Origin of the sequence: Bacillus bingmayongensis, assembly GCF_000299035.1 — a bacterium.
Lineage (GTDB): Bacteria > Bacillota > Bacilli > Bacillales > Bacillaceae_G > Bacillus_A > Bacillus_A bingmayongensis.
Window position 1 is genome coordinate 30,986 of record NZ_JH921523.1, and the last position, 18,924, is coordinate 49,909.

Below are 18,924 nucleotides of genomic sequence, written 5' to 3' on the forward strand. Positions count from 1 at the left end.
CCCAAAGAAGAAAGCCCGTACGGCAGTGAAAGCAAGAATCCGCGAACTCATTCAAAACGCAGGAGCCAAAACAGCACAAGACTTAGTAAAACAAATCAATGCAGTACTAACAGGATGGGTGAACTACTTTCGAGTTGGAAACTCCAGCGGAGCATTTAGCGAAGTGCGTGATTATACGGAGATGAAAATCCGTACACTGCTGACAAGAAGGAAACGGCGACGAAAGCGTAGTATCGGATGGCAGAGATGGAGTAATGAATATCTCTATGGTGTACTGGGGCTCTACTGGGACTGGAAAGTCCATTCCCTTAAAAGTGCAGAGGGATACCGATGAAAGTGTCTGCCATTTGATAGGTCTCATAACCCTTTTGATGAAGTTTATGGGGTGAGCTGCTTGAGGGAAAACCTCACGAGCAGTTCTTATGGGGAGGGGCTGGAGACGGGTCATAACTGATACCGCGCCAGTTCTTTACCCGACAAATCATATTTAAAACGTGGAAATCTCTATTTCAAATTCATCACTGGCAAACTATCAAACAAGAGCGATTAGAATGCCATGTGTATGGAAAACTCATTGCCATTTTTATCTGTTCTTCCACGATGTTTAAGATGCGCCAACTTCTGTTGCGAAAGCACAAAAGAGAACTAAGTGAATATAAAGCAATTGGGATGATTCAAGATCATCTATCCCTGTTATATCAAGCGATACAGAGAAACACCCATATAATAACAAAGGTTTTAATCTGCCTGTTTACCCTACTAAAGAAAAATGGCCGGAAATCTCATCGATATGAGAAGAAAACTATCTTTAATATTATGGGTGTTATCTATGAGTATAGTGGATATAGAAAACAAAAAAAAGTTGCATAAGTAAAAAAATGAAACCCGTTAGGGTTTATTTCGTATGCTCATTTTTAAGAGGATAATACTGTTTAAAAGTTTGTTCATTTCAATTAATGGAAAACCGTGGAGTTTCTATCCTTAAGTTGATGGGCATGGGGTAGCACCAACATTTCGCGGATTCTGTACGCTAAGGCGAAATCACTTGATATAAAAAGGATTTTGTTATAAGTACCGAAAACGGTCGTTTATGGCACTTTTTTCACCAATTGGACAGGTTTGTAGTGCACAATACAAAGGTGTGAGTAGAAGAGTGCGTTTTTTACTCATGTTTCCTTATATGTTGAATAATAAACTTAACATATTAATAAATTGAAGGGAGTAAATATGATGAATACATTAGTATCTGCAAAAAATGTGACAAAGATTTACAACAAAAATCAATTACCTGGACTTAATAAAGTATCTTTTGACATTGAATCGGGTGAATTTGTTGGGATTATGGGGGCGTCCGGATCTGGGAAGACAACTTTATTAAATATCCTATCAACCATTGATACGCTTACAGATGGAGATGTTTTGATAAATGGTGTCAATATTAAAACACTTAATGATAATAAATCTGCGGATTTTAGGAAGGATCATTTAGGCTTTATTTTTCAAGAGTATTTTTTACTCGATAGTTTAACAGTGCAGGAAAATATTGCTGTGCCACTTACTCTGTTACACAAATCCCCAGGAGAAATTGAATCGTCTATAAATAGTTTAGCAAAGCGTTTCGGGATATTCGAACAATTATCAAAGTACCCTAGTCAACTATCTGGAGGGCAAAAACAAAGGGTTGCGGCAGCAAGAGCGATTGCGAAACAGCCAAGTATTTTATTTGCAGATGAACCCACAGGCGCGTTAGATTCAAACTCTGCGACAGAGCTACTTCAAAAATTAAGAGAAGTAAATGAGGAACTTCATACAACAATTTTAATGGTAACTCATGACGCTTATGCAGCAAGTTTTTCAAGCAGAATCCTAATATTTAAAGATGGGAGTATTATAAAAGAATTAAAAAACAATGGACAGGGTCGAAAAGAATTTTTTGAAGAGATATTAAAGGAAATCTCTAAAGTTGATGAAAAACGATATAACTAAGTGTATGAAAGGAAGACATGAGCGTGGGATTATTAACAATAGCAAAAAAGAATCTGAAGAATAACTTTTCCTTCTATTCGTTCTATTTTGTTTCAGTAGCTTTTGTGCTGATGGTGTTTTTCTCCTTTATTTCTTTTTCCATGAACGATATTATCATGGAAAAGATTTCGTCTGATGGTAGAGTAGAAACAATGTCGAGAACGGTGGCAGTCTTTGTTATGACATTTGTATTATTTTATATGTCATATTCCAATACTTTCTTTATGAAAAAAAGAATGAAAGAACTTGGAATTTATTCGCTCTTGGGGTATCGAAAGTCAACCATGGTAAAGCTATTAACCTTTGAAAATATTGTTATTTGTTTTGCTGCTCTAATTGTAGGAATCACTTTTGGGGCTATTGCTCATAAAGGAATTGTCGAAGCGATAGTCAGAGTACTAAAATTACAAATTGATACTTCTGAAGTGCCAATTATTAATCCTAATGCGGTACTATTCACTTTTGTTTTTATATTTGCTGTTTTGACTGTTTTATTTTTATCAAACTGGATAATTCTTCGAAAAAGTTCCTTATTGACTTTGGTACGTATGGAAAAAAAGGAAGAAAAAAAAGTAAAAATCAATACAGCTTTCTCGTTACTGGGATTATTCTTGATTTTAATTGGTTATTTCTTAGCTATTGATATTACAAGAGGAACTAAATCATTTTGGAAAACGATAGGATTTTCACCAATCGCACTTTTAACAATGTTAAGTGTAATACTAGGGACAATTTTCTTTATTCATTCTTTTTTACCATATGCCATTCAAAAATTGAAGAAAAAGAAAAATTGGTTTTATAAGGAATCGAATATTATTATCATTCCAAACTTTATATTTAAAGTCCGTTCGAAGGCAAAAACTTTAATTTTGCTAACTTTATTAGCTGCAGGAACTTTGGCTATATTTTGTTCCACTATACTGACTCTCTACTACCCTGTTGCTGCTACAGAACGTATCATACCGTCAGCTATTGAGTTTCCGGTGGAGGATAAGCAATTAGCTACTAAAGCAATTAAAATCGCACAAGATACAGTCGGCAAAGAAAATATGAAGTATAAAGAAACGACTATTATCCACGCAACATCCTCTTCTGACAATTTGCCTAAAGAATATAGCGCAAAAAAAGAACATGGATTTGATCTTATATCCGAGTCGGATTACAAGGAATTAATAAATATTCAGGATAAAAATGTAGAGTTTAAGAATTTAGCTAAAAATGAAGGTATCTTAGTAAAATATCGACCTGAAAAAGAAAAGTTAGATAAAGGGAAAATATATACTCTGAACTTAACACCTACAAATAACGTGGATATAAAAGTAAAAGAGACTACATTACTTAATCCAATCGGATTTGCAAATAGTGTAGGAACTCTTATTATTTCGGACCAACTTTACAAAGAAATAAAAATCTTAGGGCTTACAGGAAAGACTATGATGAGCTTTAATGGAGCAGATATGAGAGATAACAAGGAAGTTTATGAAAACTTAGCTCCACTATTTAAAAATAATATTTATTTTACAAGTAGTTACCAAAAAGTAGACTATATTATTCAACAAAATAGCTCAACATTCTTGCTCATTAGTTTTGTTACTATCATCTTCTTTATTGCAACAGGTAGCATTCTCTATTTCCATAACCTTTCAAGTATGATGTTGAATAAAGATGAGTTTACAATTCTAAAAAGAATGGGGTATAACAGGAAAAATATAAAAAGAATAATAAGTAAAGAAGTCTTTACGTTATTTAGCATCCCCTACGTATTAGGGTTAACGCATAGTATTTTTGCACTGCTGGCCTACAAAACTGCTTTAATGGACGATTTATTAGGAAAAAGCAGTGCCTTTATATTACCTATTCTTGTTGCGGTAATTATTTTTACCCTGGTGTATATCATTTATTATTTGTTAACAAAACGAGCATGCTATAAAATCATATTTAACGATAAAAAGTAAAAATTTGTAGATAAAGCTGATGATAGTAGGCAAACATTAGCTTTATCTGCATTTAACCTAGTAAAGGCAAGTGAGTTTATGAAAAAGTACTATGAGCAAAAACAAATCTTTATTTTAATTAATCAACTTTGTATGATTATTTTTTTATGTTATGAATTTTTGCAGAGTAATATTGTAGGAACAGCAAAGTTACTTCCACTAACGCTTATAACGATAATGCTCATCTACGGAGCATACATCAGTTTTGTAAACGTAAAAGAAAACAACACGCTATCACAATTTTCTAATTTGCTACTCTTTACTTCATGGCAGTTTTTACTAACGCTTAATGGGAGTGGAATTTTTTATACACTAAGTATGCTACTTAGTGTAGTGGTTCTATATATGACAGTACAATTTTTGCTCCTGTTCTTTTTCCAAGATTCTAACTTTACTTATAAAAAAGAAACAGATTGGATTCTACAGATTACATGTGTATTAACATTAATTGCGAACTTTATAAACGATAAAATATTTGCCATTTTATTTTCATGTCAATGGATTTTTAGTTTTAGTTGTATTATTTTTCTGTTCTTGAAGCATCGAAAACGAATTAAATTTGTCTTCAAAAGCGAAAAGAAGCATTTGCTTAGATCTGTTACTATTCTTATTTTTCCCTTTAGTATATATGCTATGGTGTTTGCAGAGAGTCCCGAATATTTAAGTAATTTAGGATGGTATATAGTGATCCTGTTACCACTATTTAGTATTACTGCAATAGCTTTTAAAAACCATATATCTATGAGGCAATATTTTCTCTTAAAAGAAGATAAAATGGGCTTAATATTTTTATGTTTTCTTGTTTTTATTAGTTCGCTTGGGGTGTTGTTTAGATTTAATATGATTACTTATTTCATCATTATACATACAATTTTTTGGTTTATTCAGCTTTATTTCATATTATTATTTCAAGACACAAAAACTACTATCTTAAATTCAGATACAGAAGAACTAAAAACCTTGCCAGAGAGTTCTTACGTTCATAACCTCGTACAGATAGCTAAAGAGGAAAAATTAAAAAGTGAATTTTCTAATTATTTACATGATGAAATATTACAAGATATATTAGCTGTTAAAAATATGATGAATAAATCTAACAAAGAAGAGATCCATGAAATGATAGTAGAAACGCTGGGAAACTTAAACCAGTCAATACGTGTACAAATGCAAGAGTACCATCCAACCCTATTAAAAACACTCACATTAAAAGAAAATTATAGCAATTTGCTTGAGATGATACAGCAAAAATATGGAATGAAAAATATTGATATATCTTTTAAGTGTAATGAAAATTTATTTTTAGTTGAACCCTATCATCTTGTTATATACCGAATTTTAAAAGAATTGGTAACAAATGCATTCAAACATTCGGAATGTTCAAAGCTAGTTTTGAGTTTGACACAAGAAAATAGTGAAATAGAACTTATAGTAAAAGATAATGGTAAAGGCCTGATGGCTACCGAAACAGGCGCTCTTAATGGCCATAGAGGATTGAATTCGATTAAAAAACAGCTATTTTTATTAAACGGTAAAATGACAATTTCAGAGTGCAATCCTACTGGCTTATGTGTTGCTATTCTTATTCCCATGAGAGGAGATGATTCCTATCAATATTTTATTAATAGATGACCATGCTTTGTTTGCAAAAAGTTTGGAGATAGCCTTAGAAGATTATCCTGAAATAGACCATTTTTACTCATTACACTTATTACAAAATATTGAAAATGTCATTGCAATCATCAATGAGTTTAAGCCAGACATTACCTTAATAGATATTAACTTAAGTAACATCAGTAGTGAAGATGGTTTAGGAATAGCAAAAAATATTTTAGATAGTAAATGTGACACGAAAATAGTCATATTAACAGGCTATGATTTGCCTGTTTATCGGTATGAAGCTCAAAAAATCGGTGTAAGTGGTTTTATTAATAAAAACATTATGCCAGATAAGTTATTGCAAATTTTAATTGAGATTAATGAGGGTATTTGCTATTTTCCAATGTCCACGGACTATGTTGAGGAATTGACCCATAGCGAAAAACAAATCTTACAATTACTATGTGATGGATATAAGCGTAAAGAAATTGCGTCTATGTTATATGCTAGTGAACGCACAATTTCAAACCATATTCAACACATATTTGATAAGTTGGATGTTTCATCCTCGTTAGAAGCTGTAACCAAAGGAATAAAATCAGGTTATATTCAGCCTAATTATTAAAAATAGTTAATTAAACTAATAGCTTTAAGAAAAAGAAAAACGGAGCATGACAGTCACAAAAATACAAGTCACGCTCTCGTTGCTTTATAGATTGATGTTCTTCTAAGCGTACAAAATTCGCGTTTTGCGGTCGGGACCCCATCGCCATCAACCTAAAGAATCAAAATCCCCCCATAACGAAAATTTTATTCATTATTGACTACTGATAATGAGACTTATATAAATTAAACGAAAAGGTTCGGGAAAATTCCGTGCCTTTTTATTATTTCTTCCTCTAGTTGTCATTTAATCCTTGACTTAGAGTTAAGTCTAAGTAGTAGCATGTAAAGAAAGGAGGAAATGAAAATGTATAGTATATCAGAAGTGGCTATAAAAACAGGATTTACGGCTCATACTTTGCGTTATTATGAAAAGATTGGTCTATTGTCTTCTCCATTAAGAAAAGGTGGGAAAAGAAGATATACAGAAGGTGAAATTAGATTACTTAAATTCATGAAAATGTTAAAGCAAACAGGGATGTCTTTAGAAGATATCCAAGAATTTTTAAAGGATGGATGTCTTCTAGAAAATATTGATTCTAATGACATCCAGTTAAAAAAGATTCAAATCCGAGTAGATATTTTAAAGAAACACCTACTCCTTTTAGAAGAGCAGAGACAAGAGATTGAAACGGTTATGAATGTGGCGAAGGTGAAATTAGAGACATATGAAACGATGATTGGAGGCTTAAAAGGTGAAGAATAAGATATATCTTATGTTAATAGGTTTTGCTGTATTTACAGGGGCTACTTTCAACCTGGCTAAGTATTCTGTTCACTATTTCTCAGCTGCGAGTGCTGCAGCATGGCGATTTGGCATAGCTGCATTGGTTATGGTACTTATCTTGGGATTTCAAAAACAAATAAAGATAAGAATCATTAAGACTCATTGGAAAATGTATATCTTACTTGGTATTATAGGTATCTTTGGATTCAACGCTTTTTTCTTTTTAGGGATGAAGTATACTTCGCCTTTAAATGGGGCATTGATTATGGGAACTAATCCTTTAGTAACTGCACTTTTTGCATATTTTATTTTAAAAAATCCGATTACAAAACAGCAAATGCTTGGCATGGCTTTTGCTTTAGTAGGTGTTATATTGGTGCTTACTCAAGGTTCATTAGAAATTATTCGAACTTTATCTATTTCTAAAGGTGATTTACTTATCTTAGCAGGGAATATATGTTGGGCTTTATACGGTGTATTAGGAAGAAAATATTTAAATGGTAGTTCTTCAATGGAGACAACCACCTATACGATGGTAATTGGGTCTCTTTGCCTTACGATACTAGCGGTCTTTTTACCAAGTCCTCATCCTTTATCTTACGTTACGTTCTCAGCTTGGGGTGCTATTTTATTCATGGCTCTATTTACGAGCGTATTAGGCTACCTTTGGTGGAATAAAGGTATGGCCACTATTGGTGCAAGTAACACGTCTTTATTTTTCAACTTAGTTCCAGTAGTCACGATGATTCTTTCTATCATAACTGGTTCTACTATTTCATTACCTCAAATAGTAGGTACATGTTTAGTTATTTTAGGAGTTCTAACAGCTTCTGGCTTCTTACATTTGAAAAGAAAACAAAAAGTTTCAGCTTCATTATAAGAATGAATTTGGTTGTTTTTGCCCATCCCCTCGAAAAGGGGGAATAAGAAAAAGCAACCTCTCATCCTCTAAAAGATAGGTTGCTTTTTTGCAAGCTAGATTCATATTCCTTTACTCTTCTATAAGATGTATTACTCTTCATTCCTACTTGTTTCATAGCTTCTACCGCGGTTATTTTATGTTGTTTCCATTCTTGATACATGGATATAAGGGCTCTGTTGCAAAGTTCTTTAACAGATAAAAAGTCAAATTCAGTACAATCAAATTTTATGCAATAGTAAGTAATCGCTGTAATTCATTGTATGTTGAAAAACCGAAGTTTGGCCGCAAACTTCGGTTTCGTTTATATAGAGCATGAATGGTTTCGATGCCTTTCAAGGTACGGGAAGCGTGGCGAAGATTTTGAAATCCTGCGGATTTAGCAAAGCGTCGCTTTATATGTCTATGATCCTGTTCAATACGATTGTTCAAATGCTTGATTGTACAATGAGTTGTATTTATATAAAAGCCTTGTTCTCTTAATTTGTTCAATGCGCAAAGTAATGCTGGTACTTTGTCTGTAGTGAGAACCGCTGGTTCTCCAAATATTTTCACTAATTTTTTCATAAAAGCATATGCCGCTTGATGATCTCGTTTTTTACGAAGTTGAAACTCTCATGTATTCCCCTCTTTATCGATTGCACAATAGAGATAACACCATTCACCTTTAACTTTTATATAAGTCTCATCCAACTTCCACGATCGTTGTACATGCTTATTTTTCTTTTTCCAAATTTGGTAGATTAAATTGCCATACTCATGAACCCAGCGCATAATGGTTGTAGGATGAACGGAGACACCACGTTCTCTTAGGATTTCAGATACATCACGATAGCTTAAAGAAAAACGACAATAGTAGCCCACGGCTACTAAAATAATATCTTTCTTGAACTGTTTTCCTTTAAAGTATCGTATTTGTGATTCTCCTTGTTCTTTTTTTCTAGAGTGTAGCCTCATTTAGAAAACTTTGCAACAGAACCGTATTATATATCAGGGATTCAAAAACAATACCTATATTTAGAATCAAGATAATACTTGATCTACTCTGTTTGGGGTACGGAAATGATTCAGGGAATGAGGTGCCACTTTGGTATTTACTTACAGAATGATTTGTGGAATGCTCTGACATATCTAAATCTTCTCCACTTAAATTACCAAAAGAAGAACCCATTTTAGATTCTTCTTTTTATTAGGGATACAGAAACGATTTCGGAAATGAAGCACAACTCTGAGATTTGTTTACAAATAATTAAAAACTATCGCTTTGAATCGGATATATGAATAATTTAAACATTTTTCACACATATTCCACCTACCCATTCATCCTCCAAGAAAATATATAAATAAAAAAGATAAGACCAAACTTGGTCTTATCTATGACATAAGGAGAAACAAATAGGGTGATAACCATCACTTTTTTATTATATTACATTAACTGTTAATTTTGAATGTTATAACTAAAAATATTAGAAATATCCATATTGAGAAATTTATTACTAATTTGTTTGTACAGTATCAAAAGGTACACCTTTTGGGACTATCGAAATTACATGAAATATCAGTTCCAAAACCTCAAAAATCCAATTTTGAAACGTTTCTAAAAAACAGACACCTTTTGGAACTAATTTGTTATAATATGTAGAACATCAAGAAAAGGAGATTCTGATACTTTGAATAACAGAAAATTCGGATACATCCGTGTAAGTAGTAAAGATCAAAATGAAGGTAGACAGCTAGAAGCTATGAAACAAGTTGGCATTGATGAAAGAGATATTTTCATTGATAAACAATCAGGTAAAGATTTCAATCGTCAGAAATATCAACTTGTAAAAATGATGTTACGGAAAGGAGATATTTTATATGTACAATCATTAGATCGTTTTGGTAGAAACAAAGAAGCAATTTTAAATGAATGGAAGGATATCACAAAAAATATTAAAGCTCATATCGTTGTAATTGATATGCCTTTATTAGATACAACTAAATACCAGGACAACCTAGGAAATCTCATTACTGATCTAGTACTTCAAATTCTTTCGTGGCTTGCTGAAGAGGAACGTACAAAGATAAAAGTTCGGCAACAAGAGGGAATCCATTTGGCTAAAAAACAAGGAAAACATCTCGGAAGACCTAGGGTAGAGATTACAGAGGAATTTATCATGGCTTATAATTCCTGGCAGACAGGAAAGGTTACTGCCGTAGAAGCTATGAAACAAGCTAATCTATCTAAAACTACATTTTACCGACTTGTAAAGAGATATGAAAATAAAATATACGAATGACTATGAGAGAAAACAGAATAGGCGGTGAAATATGGGGGGATTTTTCGGTAAAATATGGGATGATTTAAAAAGTGGAGAGATTTTTTACTTAGGTAGACTTTTATGTTTAGTTATATTTATTTACTACATTATGAATTCAGTCTATCAGTTATCATTAAAATATAACATTACTTTAATTAACAAAAAATCTTTACCTCATAACATTATATATATCAACAATAAAATATTAAATTTGTTAAATGAATATATGCCCTTAATAATTGTCATTTCGGTTAGCTTATTTATTAGTGGACTAACACTTAAAATAATTACTTATTTTATTTTCAATCATCATATTAAAAATGGTTATTCAAGCCAATTAATTGCCTCTTCATTTTGGTTATTGATTACAATAATAATTCATTATTCCTATCAAGAATTTGGTACTTATTTTTTAACAGAAATACTAAGTAATCTCATATGGTTAATATTTTTTATAATGCTTAGAGCATTTCTTGAAAAAAAGAATTACTATTTTTTTAGATAAAAACTATTTCGGCTACAAGAAATTCCGAATCATTACAGTTAAGGATTTTGCAGCAACTTTTTGAAATGTAAGATGGGTGTTTTTGCAAAAGAAATACTTTTTGGACAATCTTTTTTCAAAATGGAGTCTTTTTTGTTCTTCCTGACGCTACCCCATCGCTATCAAGCTAAGCTCATACAACGTCACTTATAGTAGAGGTTATTTCTTTTTTTCTAGAGGATACATGTAGGGAATTTAAAGATTTGCATACGAAATAAACCCTAACGGGTTTCATTTTTTTGAATTAAGCCGCTTGATTATTAGACATGGTACAATTGTAAACGACACCTAATATATCAAAGACTGTTTTCTTCTCATATCGATGAGATTTTCTCCCGTTTTGCTGTAGGAGGTTGAACAGGCGAATTAGAATCTTTGATAGCTCTTGGGTGTCTTTCTGTATTGCTTGGAAAAGAAGAAGAAAGTAATCTTTAATCATATATATGGCCTTATATTCACTCAGTTCTCGTTTCTTTTTCATAAGAAGCAATTGCCGCATTTGAAACATGGTAGAAGAACAGAGTAGGATGGCAATTAGTTGCCCATACAAATGACATTCCAATCGTTCTCGTTTTATCTTTTTACAATGATGAATATGAAAGAATGATTTCCACGTTTTAAATAAAATCTCGATTTGCCAACGTAAAGAATACCAATCATGCACTTGTCCCATCGGGACAATATCTGTAGGAGTATTTGTCATATATACATTGATACCGCTAAGTCGTTTACTACGAGCAGAATACTTCATTCCTTTCTTTTTTTCTCTTACAGTTTGATCGTGTAATCGTTTTTGTTGTTGTTCTTTTGTTAGTCGATGAACAATCACACGAGTTGGGACTTTATCAGTCATTCCTACATAAGCGTTGGATATTTCGCATGTTTGTCCTGGCTGAAGAGAGTTCATTAAAACCTCCATATCTATCTGGATATACTCTGTACCTTTCTTGATTCTGCCATCTTGAAAATAATCAGGTTTAGGATTTTTTTGATAAATACGTGTATTCGATTTGATACGTGAGATATAGTAAGCCTTTTTATCTTGTATATGTTGAAGATCTTTCAAATGAAAATAGCCTAAATCTCGGATACATAAATCATTCGTTGTTACAGTTGGGACACACAGGGAACCGTAGGTTCGATCATGTTGTTTACCTGGACCTGTATGAATATGAAGGAATTGTCCACTTAATAAATCATACTCAAGCTGAATCTTCACTCCCGCTGTATGGCTGCATCCTCCTGCACCCGGATAAACGAATGAAAAGGGATCTGGGAGTTGAAATGCAGTTGAATCTAAAATACGGATACGCTTGAAAACAGAAGTATATGGAGAAGAAATCGGCATAGATGAGGCCAATTTTTGGTTTAGTAGTTCAGCTAGTATGTGTTGTAAAAATTGGACGGCTGCTTGATTAAATCGTTGATTCAGTCCTTCAGGACTGATGAGTACTTCTGTTGATGCTTCTAAACAGCTAGATAACTGAGTTAAAGACGTCGTAGCGACATTTTGGTTCATCCATACACATAAAGCGACTAAATCTTTTGCTTGGTATTTACTGGTTCGTTGTACGAAACCGACATCCCTAGCAAAATCTCGTAAGATATTTGGAGATAAAAATCTTTGAATCTCTTGAGCAAATAATTGTAATTCATCAGATACAGAAATAGACATATAAAAACGCCATCCTTTCCTATGATTCTACAGAAAGAATAGCGTATTTTTTTATTTTAGGGGGTATTTTGTTTTGTTAGCTTGATAGCGATGTGACGCTACCCCATGAAGGGCTGGATTTTAGAAATAACAGATGGTACAAATCAGAAATATAGTTGTGAATTTGATTTTATTCATTATAGAAAATAACATTTTAGACATATAGTGTTTTTTAACTTACCTACAAATACGGTATACTAACAATAAAAGTATAAGAGAAGGAGAAATACAATGGATTGGAATTCAATTAACCCTCGCCATTTTGAAAAATTCATTTTCCATGTATTAGGTAAAAAAGGATTTAAAAACAGAGAATGGTTTGGACGTGGCGGTGGAGATAAAGGTAGAGATGTTGTTGCAAAATATTATGTAGAATTACCTTTCAACCTAGGATATGAACAAAAATGGATATTTCAATGTAAACGAGTTAAAAAAATGCCTCAACAATCCCAAGTTTACAACGAAATTGCAACGGCAAAACAGCATCATCCGGATGCTTGGGTGCTTGTTACACCACATAATCCTACAGCTAATTTTTATGATTATTTACATAGCCTAGAACAAAGCATGGGATTTAAATTAATAGTATTTTCACTTGCTGAGCTCGAAGAGATTGTGCATGAAAATAAGGAATTAAAACATGTCTTAATTTATGGGCATTTACCTGAAGATGAAGGAGAAGAAGAAAATGTATAAATTAGAATATGACTACGATGAACGTATCATTTATAAGGTTTATAATGGAGAGAAAGAATCAACACCTTTCGAATTTCCAAGTGAACCAATTGTTTCTCCGGATGGAAAATCCACTGTATTTATAGATCCATTAGAATGGGAGTCTTTAGGAACACTTTATATTTTTGATAACACTATTGGAGGATTTGAAACATTAATCGAGCATGAAAATGATTTTACTCCTAAATATGTAAAATGGCTCGACCACAAAACACTCGGCGTTATCATCGGCTATGGATATGGAACGGTAGCAATCGGCGGAAATTTGTACACATACGACTTAGCGAATAAAGAGAAAAAACAAATTACTGAATTTGAATCAAACATCCAAATTACAAGTTTTGATGTTCTAGAAGGAAACAAGGTTAAATGTAAAGGTATTAAATACACAGATGATATCCTAAATCAATTCATTGAATTTGAAGATATAGTTCAATTATAAAAAAGATGCCAAATGGCATCTTTTTTCAGAGTGTTGGGAAACCCTTTAGGGTTTCCGACACTCTGGAATTTTTTTAATATTTTAGTGAATGAAAACAATAAAAAGTGATAGAAGCTAGAAAAATAGCCCTTCACCTGACCCTTTTTGGTCAGGTGAAGGGCTATTTGTAGCTTTGAAACAAAGTCACGATGTTTATAAAAAAGACGCGAAGTTTTGAATAAAGTTGCGACGTTTGTAAAAAAGATGCGATGCTTTATCAAATCGCTTTATTTCTCAACTTATTTTCAAGATTATACTTTTATAAAGTTACATAAAATGGTATTTTAAGTATGCTGTTAAATATTTTTAAAGGGGGATACGTAATTTGAATTCTAAATCCATTATTGAAAAAGAGGTACAAGAGAATCAATATATTGATATTCGTAACATATGTAGCATAAATGGTTCTGCTAAATTTGATCCTAATACTAACATTACAACCTTAACAGAAGCTATAAATTCTCAGGCAGGTGCGATTGCTGGAAAAACTGCCTTAGATATGAGACGTGATTTTACTCTCGTAGCAGATATATACCTAGGGTCTAAAAGTAATGGAGCTGATGGTATTGCTATAGCGTTCCATAGAGGAGCAATTGGTTTTGTTGGAACCATAGGCGGGGGATTAGGGATTCTAGGAGCACCAAACGGGATAGGATTTGAAATAGATACGTATTGGAATACGGAAGCAGATGAAAAGGGTGATGCATTTGGGCATGGTCAAATGAATGGACCACATGCAGGTTTTGTGAGTACGGATCGAAATAGAAACTACTTAACAGCCTTAGCTCCTATGCAAAACATACCTGCTCCAAATGGTAAGTGGAGGACTCTAACTATTAATTGGGATGCGCGTAACAACATATTAACAGCATGGCTTCAAGAGAAAAACAATGATGACCCTACGAGATCTACTACTCCAAGATATCAAACATGGGAGTTAATGAATCCTACATTTGATTTAAGTCAAAAATATACTTTTGTTATTGGCTCAGCTACAGGGGCTGCTAATAACAAGCATCAAATTGGAATTAGTAAGTTTGATGCACACTTTACGAAACCAACAATAGTGGCACATGATGTGGATATTAAAATAGGTACAGCATTTGATCCGTTAAATTATGAGCCGATTGGACTCAAGGCAACAGATGAAGTAGATGGAGATATAACAGATAAAATTAAGTATACAAGTAATGTTGATACCTCGAAACCGGGGAAATACCAAGTCATATATACAGTAGAAAATAGCTTTGGAGAAAGTGACACAAAACCAATTACTGTTACAGTCCCCGTTATGGATGATGGGTGGGAGGATGGTGAACCGAAAGGATGGAAATTCTTCTCTGGTGAAACCATTACTCTAAAAGAAGATGAAGAGAATGCTCTTAATGGAAAATGGGTATTTTATGCTGATAAACATGTAGCAATATACAAACAAGTAGAGTTTAAGAATAATACCCCTTATCAAATTTCAGTATATGTTAAACCAGAAGATGAAGAAGCTGTGGCACACCATATTGTTAAAGTATCATTCAAATCTGATTCTGCTGGTCAAGAAAGTGAAGAGATTCTAAATGAAAGATTAATTGATGCAGAACAGATACAAAAAGGATACAGAAAGTTAACAAGTATTCCATTTACACCAACAACAATTGTTCCCAACAAAAAACCAGTGATAATTGTTGAAAACTTTTTACCTGGATGGATCGGTGGAGTTAGAATAATTGTAGAGCCTACAAAGTAAGAATTGTAAACCAGCTTCTAATAAATGTATTTAAAAAAGCAGAAACACAGAGATTTTTTAGCTCTGTGTTTCTTCCAGTTTACACTGATTGATTGCTCGATAAAGAGAACCTTGTGATATACCAGTCCCCTCAACTATTTCTTTAATTGAATATCCTTCACTACCATATATACGTAATGCAATTGAAAGCTTTTTTTTTCTAATTTTGGTCTACCTAACTTCTTACTTTACCAGTTCCGCAATCAAATTCTTTTCTAATTGGGGTACAGACCCATGCCCATCAAGCTAACATTTTGAAGTGCCCCCAAAACGAAAATTTCATCTTTTCATAGGTGTCCATGAGAATTTAGTTCATTTTTTTCGTTTTGGGGAACAACCGATATCTTAACTTGATGGCAATGGGGCGGTACGCCATTTTGAAATGAAAAATAATGATTGAAAATAAAGTCATATAGACAACATTCACCATAATGTTCCATTTTTTCTAAAAATACACTAAAATGTAACGGAGGGGGATGTCATGAAAAAAGTTGTTGTGTTTTTTCTTATTGTAGCTTCTATATTGTCAGGATTTATTGCATTTCAACAAACAGATCATAAAGAATTTGAAAAAATGGAAAAGGTAGAACAGAGGATAGGTAAAGAGTTTGTTATCCCAGATGTACTAGGTTTTGCGAATCCTAGTGAAATTTATCCTATATTACTCGAGGCAGCAAAGGAGTCACATACAAATATTTTTCGTACAAATGTTGTGTATCATGAAGATGAACAGGCAGAAATTTTGAAGTATGTGTTACTAACAACTGAAACGATATATTTTAAACAGTTACAGTTAAGTGGTGGGAATGTGTTAAAGCCAAAAGACACATTCCATGGTAATGCTTTTCTATCGACAGTACATACGAAAGATACAAAACAAAAGGGAGTAATAAAAGATTTTGGAGATAATCATGAGGTTACAATTAAACCGCTTCAAACGTCGTACGAACATTTACCTATGGCAGGAAGATATGTTGTAGAAGGAGTAGATGATAAATCATACAATGCATTTTTAAAGCTTTTCTCTAAAAAGCTAAATCAGCATTTTAAACCAAAACAGTATATTGTAGCTGACGATTTCAAGCGTAATCTTAGTAATAACGAAGAAACTTTTGATTCACCAATAAGTTATTTATCGTATGTTCAATATATTGTGTTTATTTTACTCCTATGTTTTCTCATTTATTATGTATTTAACGAAGCGAAAAGAATTGGTGTTATAAAAATGCATGGCGTATCGAATGGACGTATATGGTTTATTGTTCTAGGTAGAACCATTGTTAGTATGTTTATTATATCGTTATTCATTTCCGTACTTGCAGCTGCTTTCGTAAAAAATGTAACTTCGGGGTTTATATACACCATAGTGCTTGATCAATGCAAAACGTATTTTATCATTACAATAGTGTCTCTCGTTTCATATTTTTATATCTCCAAAATTAAAGTCAATCAAATTATTAAGAATAGAAAAGATACGAAAGGTATATTTGTATTCAATACGCTATTAAAAGTTATCTGTTCCATTTTATTTGTTTTATTAGGGACACCTATTTTAGAACAATATATTACAGTGAAAGAAAAACAAGAAAATTTAAAAAACTGGGAGAAAAACAAAGATTATGGTGTCTTTAATCCACTATTTACTGGAAATGATGAAGGCCAACAAGGGATGCATAAAACGGATTCAAGTATAAATGGTGATCTGTATCCTATTTTAAATAAAATGGGAGCGGTATTAATTGATTCCAAGGAGTATGAAGAGTTAGAGCTTATTAGAAACAAGGATTATAAAGGAATTCGGTCAGTTACAGTGAATAATAATTACCTTCGTGAATTTCCGCTATATGACATACTTAATCAGCGCGTGCAAGTTACAGAAGATATGGAAAACTGGATTTTATTAGTACCTGAAAAATATCAGAACAGGGAAAAAGAAATTCTTCGTTATTTTGGAGAATGGAGAAAGCCAGCAATAGAATATGAAGAAAAAAGAATGCATAGAGAGGTCCCAAATCATTTACGCAATCGAAAAATAGATATTATTTGGATAAATAACAATCAGGAAATCTTTAGTTTCAATCCAGATGTATATAAATCTAATCATAATAAGATTAAAGATGAGATTATTGAGGTTATGACAGAGAAAAATAGTCTTGTTGGAGAAAGAGACCTTATATTAGGCGGAGGGGCGAACGATCCTTTAAAGATTAAATTAATTGACAGAGATGCAGGATTAACTTATAAGGCTTTGGAGCCAGAACTTAAAAGGCTAGGACTAGATGATAATTTAAAATATCTTGTAACAGTTGATCAAAATATTTTAAAAGATATATACGATCTGCAAAAAACAATGAAAATGTTATTCATGGTTACTAGTGGATTAATTGTCGGCATATTATTTTTGGTTACACAGAATATTATTGTGTATTTCAATAAAAATCAGCAGAAAATAGTGGTCCACCGCTTATTTGGCGTAAGTTTTTTTAGAACGTATAGAGGATACATGTGGTTATTTGTATTGACGTGGGTCGTACAACTATCAATTTGCTTCATCGTAAAAAAAGAGTTTGATATGAAATTGTTTACGGTGGTGGCAATGCTTATTTTAATTGAATTTATCGCGTCTATTATTGCATTAATCACTATGGAGCGAAGAAAAAAAACAACGGTCATTAAAGGAGGTTCATAGAAACAAATGCAGTATATATGTGAACTGATAGATGTTAGTAAAAGTTATGGAAATAATGCGATATTAGATAAGTTTAATTTGAAAATTTATGAAGGAGAAATGGTTGCGATTACTGGAAAGAGCGGATCTGGTAAAACAACGATTCTTAATATTATGGGAATGCTTGAAAATCCAGATAGCGGAGTCGTTAAATTGTTTGGTGAAGAGAGTCCTAGTATGAGTTCTAGTAAAGCAAATAAATTTCTGAGAACAAGAATGTCATATCTCTTTCAAAACTACGCGCTTATAGACAATGATACTGTAAATAAAAATTTAGAAATTCCCTTGATTTATGCGAAAAAAACAAAGAAGGAAAAGAAAGAACTAAAAACAGTCGCCTTGGAAAAAGTTGGACTGAGTGTGTCATTACAGCAAAAAATACACGAACTTTCAGGTGGAGAACAACAAAGGGTTGCCATAGCAAGGATACTCCTAAAGCCGTGCGAGTTAATATTGGCCGATGAACCAACAGGTTCTTTAGACGATAACAATAGAAATGAAATTATACAAATTTTAAAAAATCTAAATAAAGAGGGAAAAACAATTGTTATTGTCACCCATGATCCATATGTAGCACAAGTATGCAATAGAGTCATAGAATTATAATTTTTGCGGAAATGAGATTATTAAGGGGAGAGAAAAAGATGCATATACAACAATTTAATCAAGGGGTTCCACCCCACATCCATCAACTTAAAGTGTATTTTTATATAAA

14 protein-coding genes and 3 pseudogenes are annotated in these 18,924 nt (G+C 32.7%); 14 read left to right on the forward strand and 3 right to left on the reverse strand.

Translation table 11 applies throughout. The annotated features are described in order from the left end of the window. The 8 genes and pseudogenes from Y7E_RS30490 to Y7E_RS0127280 form a co-directional block, all read left to right on the forward strand. On the forward strand, positions 1-334 hold a 334-nt coding region (locus Y7E_RS30490; protein ID WP_272942964.1), incomplete at its 5' end, for a group II intron maturase-specific domain-containing protein. Between the two features lie 143 nt (positions 335-477). Beyond that, a pseudogene (locus tag Y7E_RS0127250) lies at positions 478-870 on the forward strand (IS4 family transposase); the annotation flags it as partial. A 360-nt stretch (positions 871-1,230) separates the two neighbouring features. Next, on the forward strand, positions 1,231-1,986 hold the full coding sequence (locus Y7E_RS0127255) for an ABC transporter ATP-binding protein (RefSeq protein ID WP_017154354.1): 756 nt from the start codon (positions 1,231-1,233) through the stop codon (positions 1,984-1,986). Positions 1,987-2,009: 23 nt separating this feature from the next. Next, entirely contained in the window at positions 2,010-3,980 is a 1,971-nt protein-coding gene (locus tag Y7E_RS0127260) for an ABC transporter permease (protein ID WP_017154355.1), read from the forward strand. Positions 3,981-4,058: 78 nt separating this feature from the next. Further along, complete coding sequence (locus tag Y7E_RS0127265) at positions 4,059-5,648, forward strand: ATP-binding protein (protein ID WP_017154356.1); 1,590 nt, start codon at positions 4,059-4,061, stop codon at positions 5,646-5,648. Further along, positions 5,617-6,240: a response regulator transcription factor gene (locus Y7E_RS0127270; protein WP_017154357.1), complete on the forward strand. Its 624-nt coding sequence runs from the start codon at positions 5,617-5,619 to the stop codon at positions 6,238-6,240. Before Y7E_RS0127265 ends, Y7E_RS0127270 begins: the two co-directional genes overlap by 32 nt. A gap of 345 nt (positions 6,241-6,585) precedes the next feature. Further along, positions 6,586-6,984 (forward strand): MerR family transcriptional regulator, encoded by a 399-nt coding sequence (locus Y7E_RS0127275; RefSeq protein WP_017154358.1) that lies wholly within the window; start codon positions 6,586-6,588, stop codon positions 6,982-6,984. Further along, positions 6,974-7,885, forward strand: a complete 912-nt coding sequence (locus Y7E_RS0127280) for a DMT family transporter (protein WP_017154359.1) — start codon at positions 6,974-6,976, stop codon at positions 7,883-7,885. Before Y7E_RS0127275 ends, Y7E_RS0127280 begins: the two co-directional genes overlap by 11 nt. 267 nt (positions 7,886-8,152) lie before the next feature. On the opposite strand, the pseudogene Y7E_RS32300 reads toward Y7E_RS0127280, so the two are convergent. Further along, a pseudogene (locus Y7E_RS32300) lies at positions 8,153-8,839 on the reverse strand (IS6 family transposase). 755 nt (positions 8,840-9,594) lie between these two features. Here Y7E_RS32300 and Y7E_RS0127305 point away from each other — a divergent pair. Further along, entirely contained in the window at positions 9,595-10,206 is a 612-nt protein-coding gene (locus Y7E_RS0127305; protein ID WP_017154364.1) for a recombinase family protein, read from the forward strand. 809 nt (positions 10,207-11,015) lie between these two features. Here Y7E_RS0127305 and Y7E_RS0127315 read toward each other — a convergent pair. Beyond that, entirely contained in the window at positions 11,016-12,446 is a 1,431-nt protein-coding gene (locus Y7E_RS0127315) for an IS4 family transposase (protein WP_017150491.1), read from the reverse strand. 270 nt (positions 12,447-12,716) lie between these two features. On the opposite strand from Y7E_RS0127315, the gene Y7E_RS0127320 reads away from it, so the two are divergent. The 3 genes from Y7E_RS0127320 (at position 12,717) to Y7E_RS0127330 (ending at position 15,442) form a co-directional block, all read left to right on the forward strand. Continuing rightward, complete coding sequence (locus Y7E_RS0127320; RefSeq protein WP_017154366.1) at positions 12,717-13,181, forward strand: restriction endonuclease; 465 nt, start codon at positions 12,717-12,719, stop codon at positions 13,179-13,181. Beyond that, complete coding sequence (locus tag Y7E_RS0127325; protein WP_017154367.1) at positions 13,174-13,662, forward strand: DUF4652 domain-containing protein; 489 nt, start codon at positions 13,174-13,176, stop codon at positions 13,660-13,662. The genes Y7E_RS0127320 and Y7E_RS0127325 overlap by 8 nt, the downstream gene beginning before the upstream one ends. Before the next feature lie 364 nt (positions 13,663-14,026). Further along, complete coding sequence (locus Y7E_RS0127330; RefSeq protein WP_017154368.1) at positions 14,027-15,442, forward strand: lectin-like domain-containing protein; 1,416 nt, start codon at positions 14,027-14,029, stop codon at positions 15,440-15,442. A 57-nt stretch (positions 15,443-15,499) separates the two neighbouring features. On the opposite strand, the pseudogene Y7E_RS34635 reads toward Y7E_RS0127330, so the two are convergent. Beyond that, positions 15,500-15,709 (reverse strand): annotated as a pseudogene (locus Y7E_RS34635) (recombinase family protein); the annotation flags it as partial. A gap of 253 nt (positions 15,710-15,962) precedes the next feature. On the opposite strand from Y7E_RS34635, the gene Y7E_RS0127335 reads away from it, so the two are divergent. Both Y7E_RS0127335 and Y7E_RS0127340 read left to right on the forward strand, forming a co-directional pair. Then, a complete protein-coding gene (locus Y7E_RS0127335) occupies positions 15,963-18,170 on the forward strand; it encodes a bacteriocin-associated integral membrane family protein (protein ID WP_017154369.1) in 2,208 nt (735 codons plus the stop codon). 6 nt (positions 18,171-18,176) lie between these two features. After that, positions 18,177-18,815, forward strand: coding sequence for an ABC transporter ATP-binding protein (locus Y7E_RS0127340; protein WP_017154370.1), 639 nt, complete (start codon positions 18,177-18,179; stop codon positions 18,813-18,815). The last annotated feature ends 109 nt before the right edge of the window (positions 18,816-18,924 follow it).

Coding starts and splice junctions, on each gene's coding strand:
- Y7E_RS0127255 (WP_017154354.1), top strand. CDS start 1,231: ATGAATACATTAGTATCTGCAAAAAATGTGACAAAGATTTACAACAAA.
- Y7E_RS0127265 (WP_017154356.1), top strand. CDS start 4,059: ATGAAAAAGTACTATGAGCAAAAACAAATCTTTATTTTAATTAATCAA.
- Y7E_RS0127270 (WP_017154357.1), top strand. CDS start 5,617: ATGATTCCTATCAATATTTTATTAATAGATGACCATGCTTTGTTTGCA.
- Y7E_RS0127335 (WP_017154369.1), top strand. CDS start 15,963: ATGAAAAAAGTTGTTGTGTTTTTTCTTATTGTAGCTTCTATATTGTCA.
- Y7E_RS0127325 (WP_017154367.1), top strand. CDS start 13,174: ATGTATAAATTAGAATATGACTACGATGAACGTATCATTTATAAGGTT.
- Y7E_RS0127340 (WP_017154370.1), top strand. CDS start 18,177: ATGCAGTATATATGTGAACTGATAGATGTTAGTAAAAGTTATGGAAAT.
- Y7E_RS0127315 (WP_017150491.1), bottom strand. CDS start 12,446: ATGTCTATTTCTGTATCTGATGAATTACAATTATTTGCTCAAGAGATT.
- Y7E_RS0127320 (WP_017154366.1), top strand. CDS start 12,717: ATGGATTGGAATTCAATTAACCCTCGCCATTTTGAAAAATTCATTTTC.
- Y7E_RS0127275 (WP_017154358.1), top strand. CDS start 6,586: ATGTATAGTATATCAGAAGTGGCTATAAAAACAGGATTTACGGCTCAT.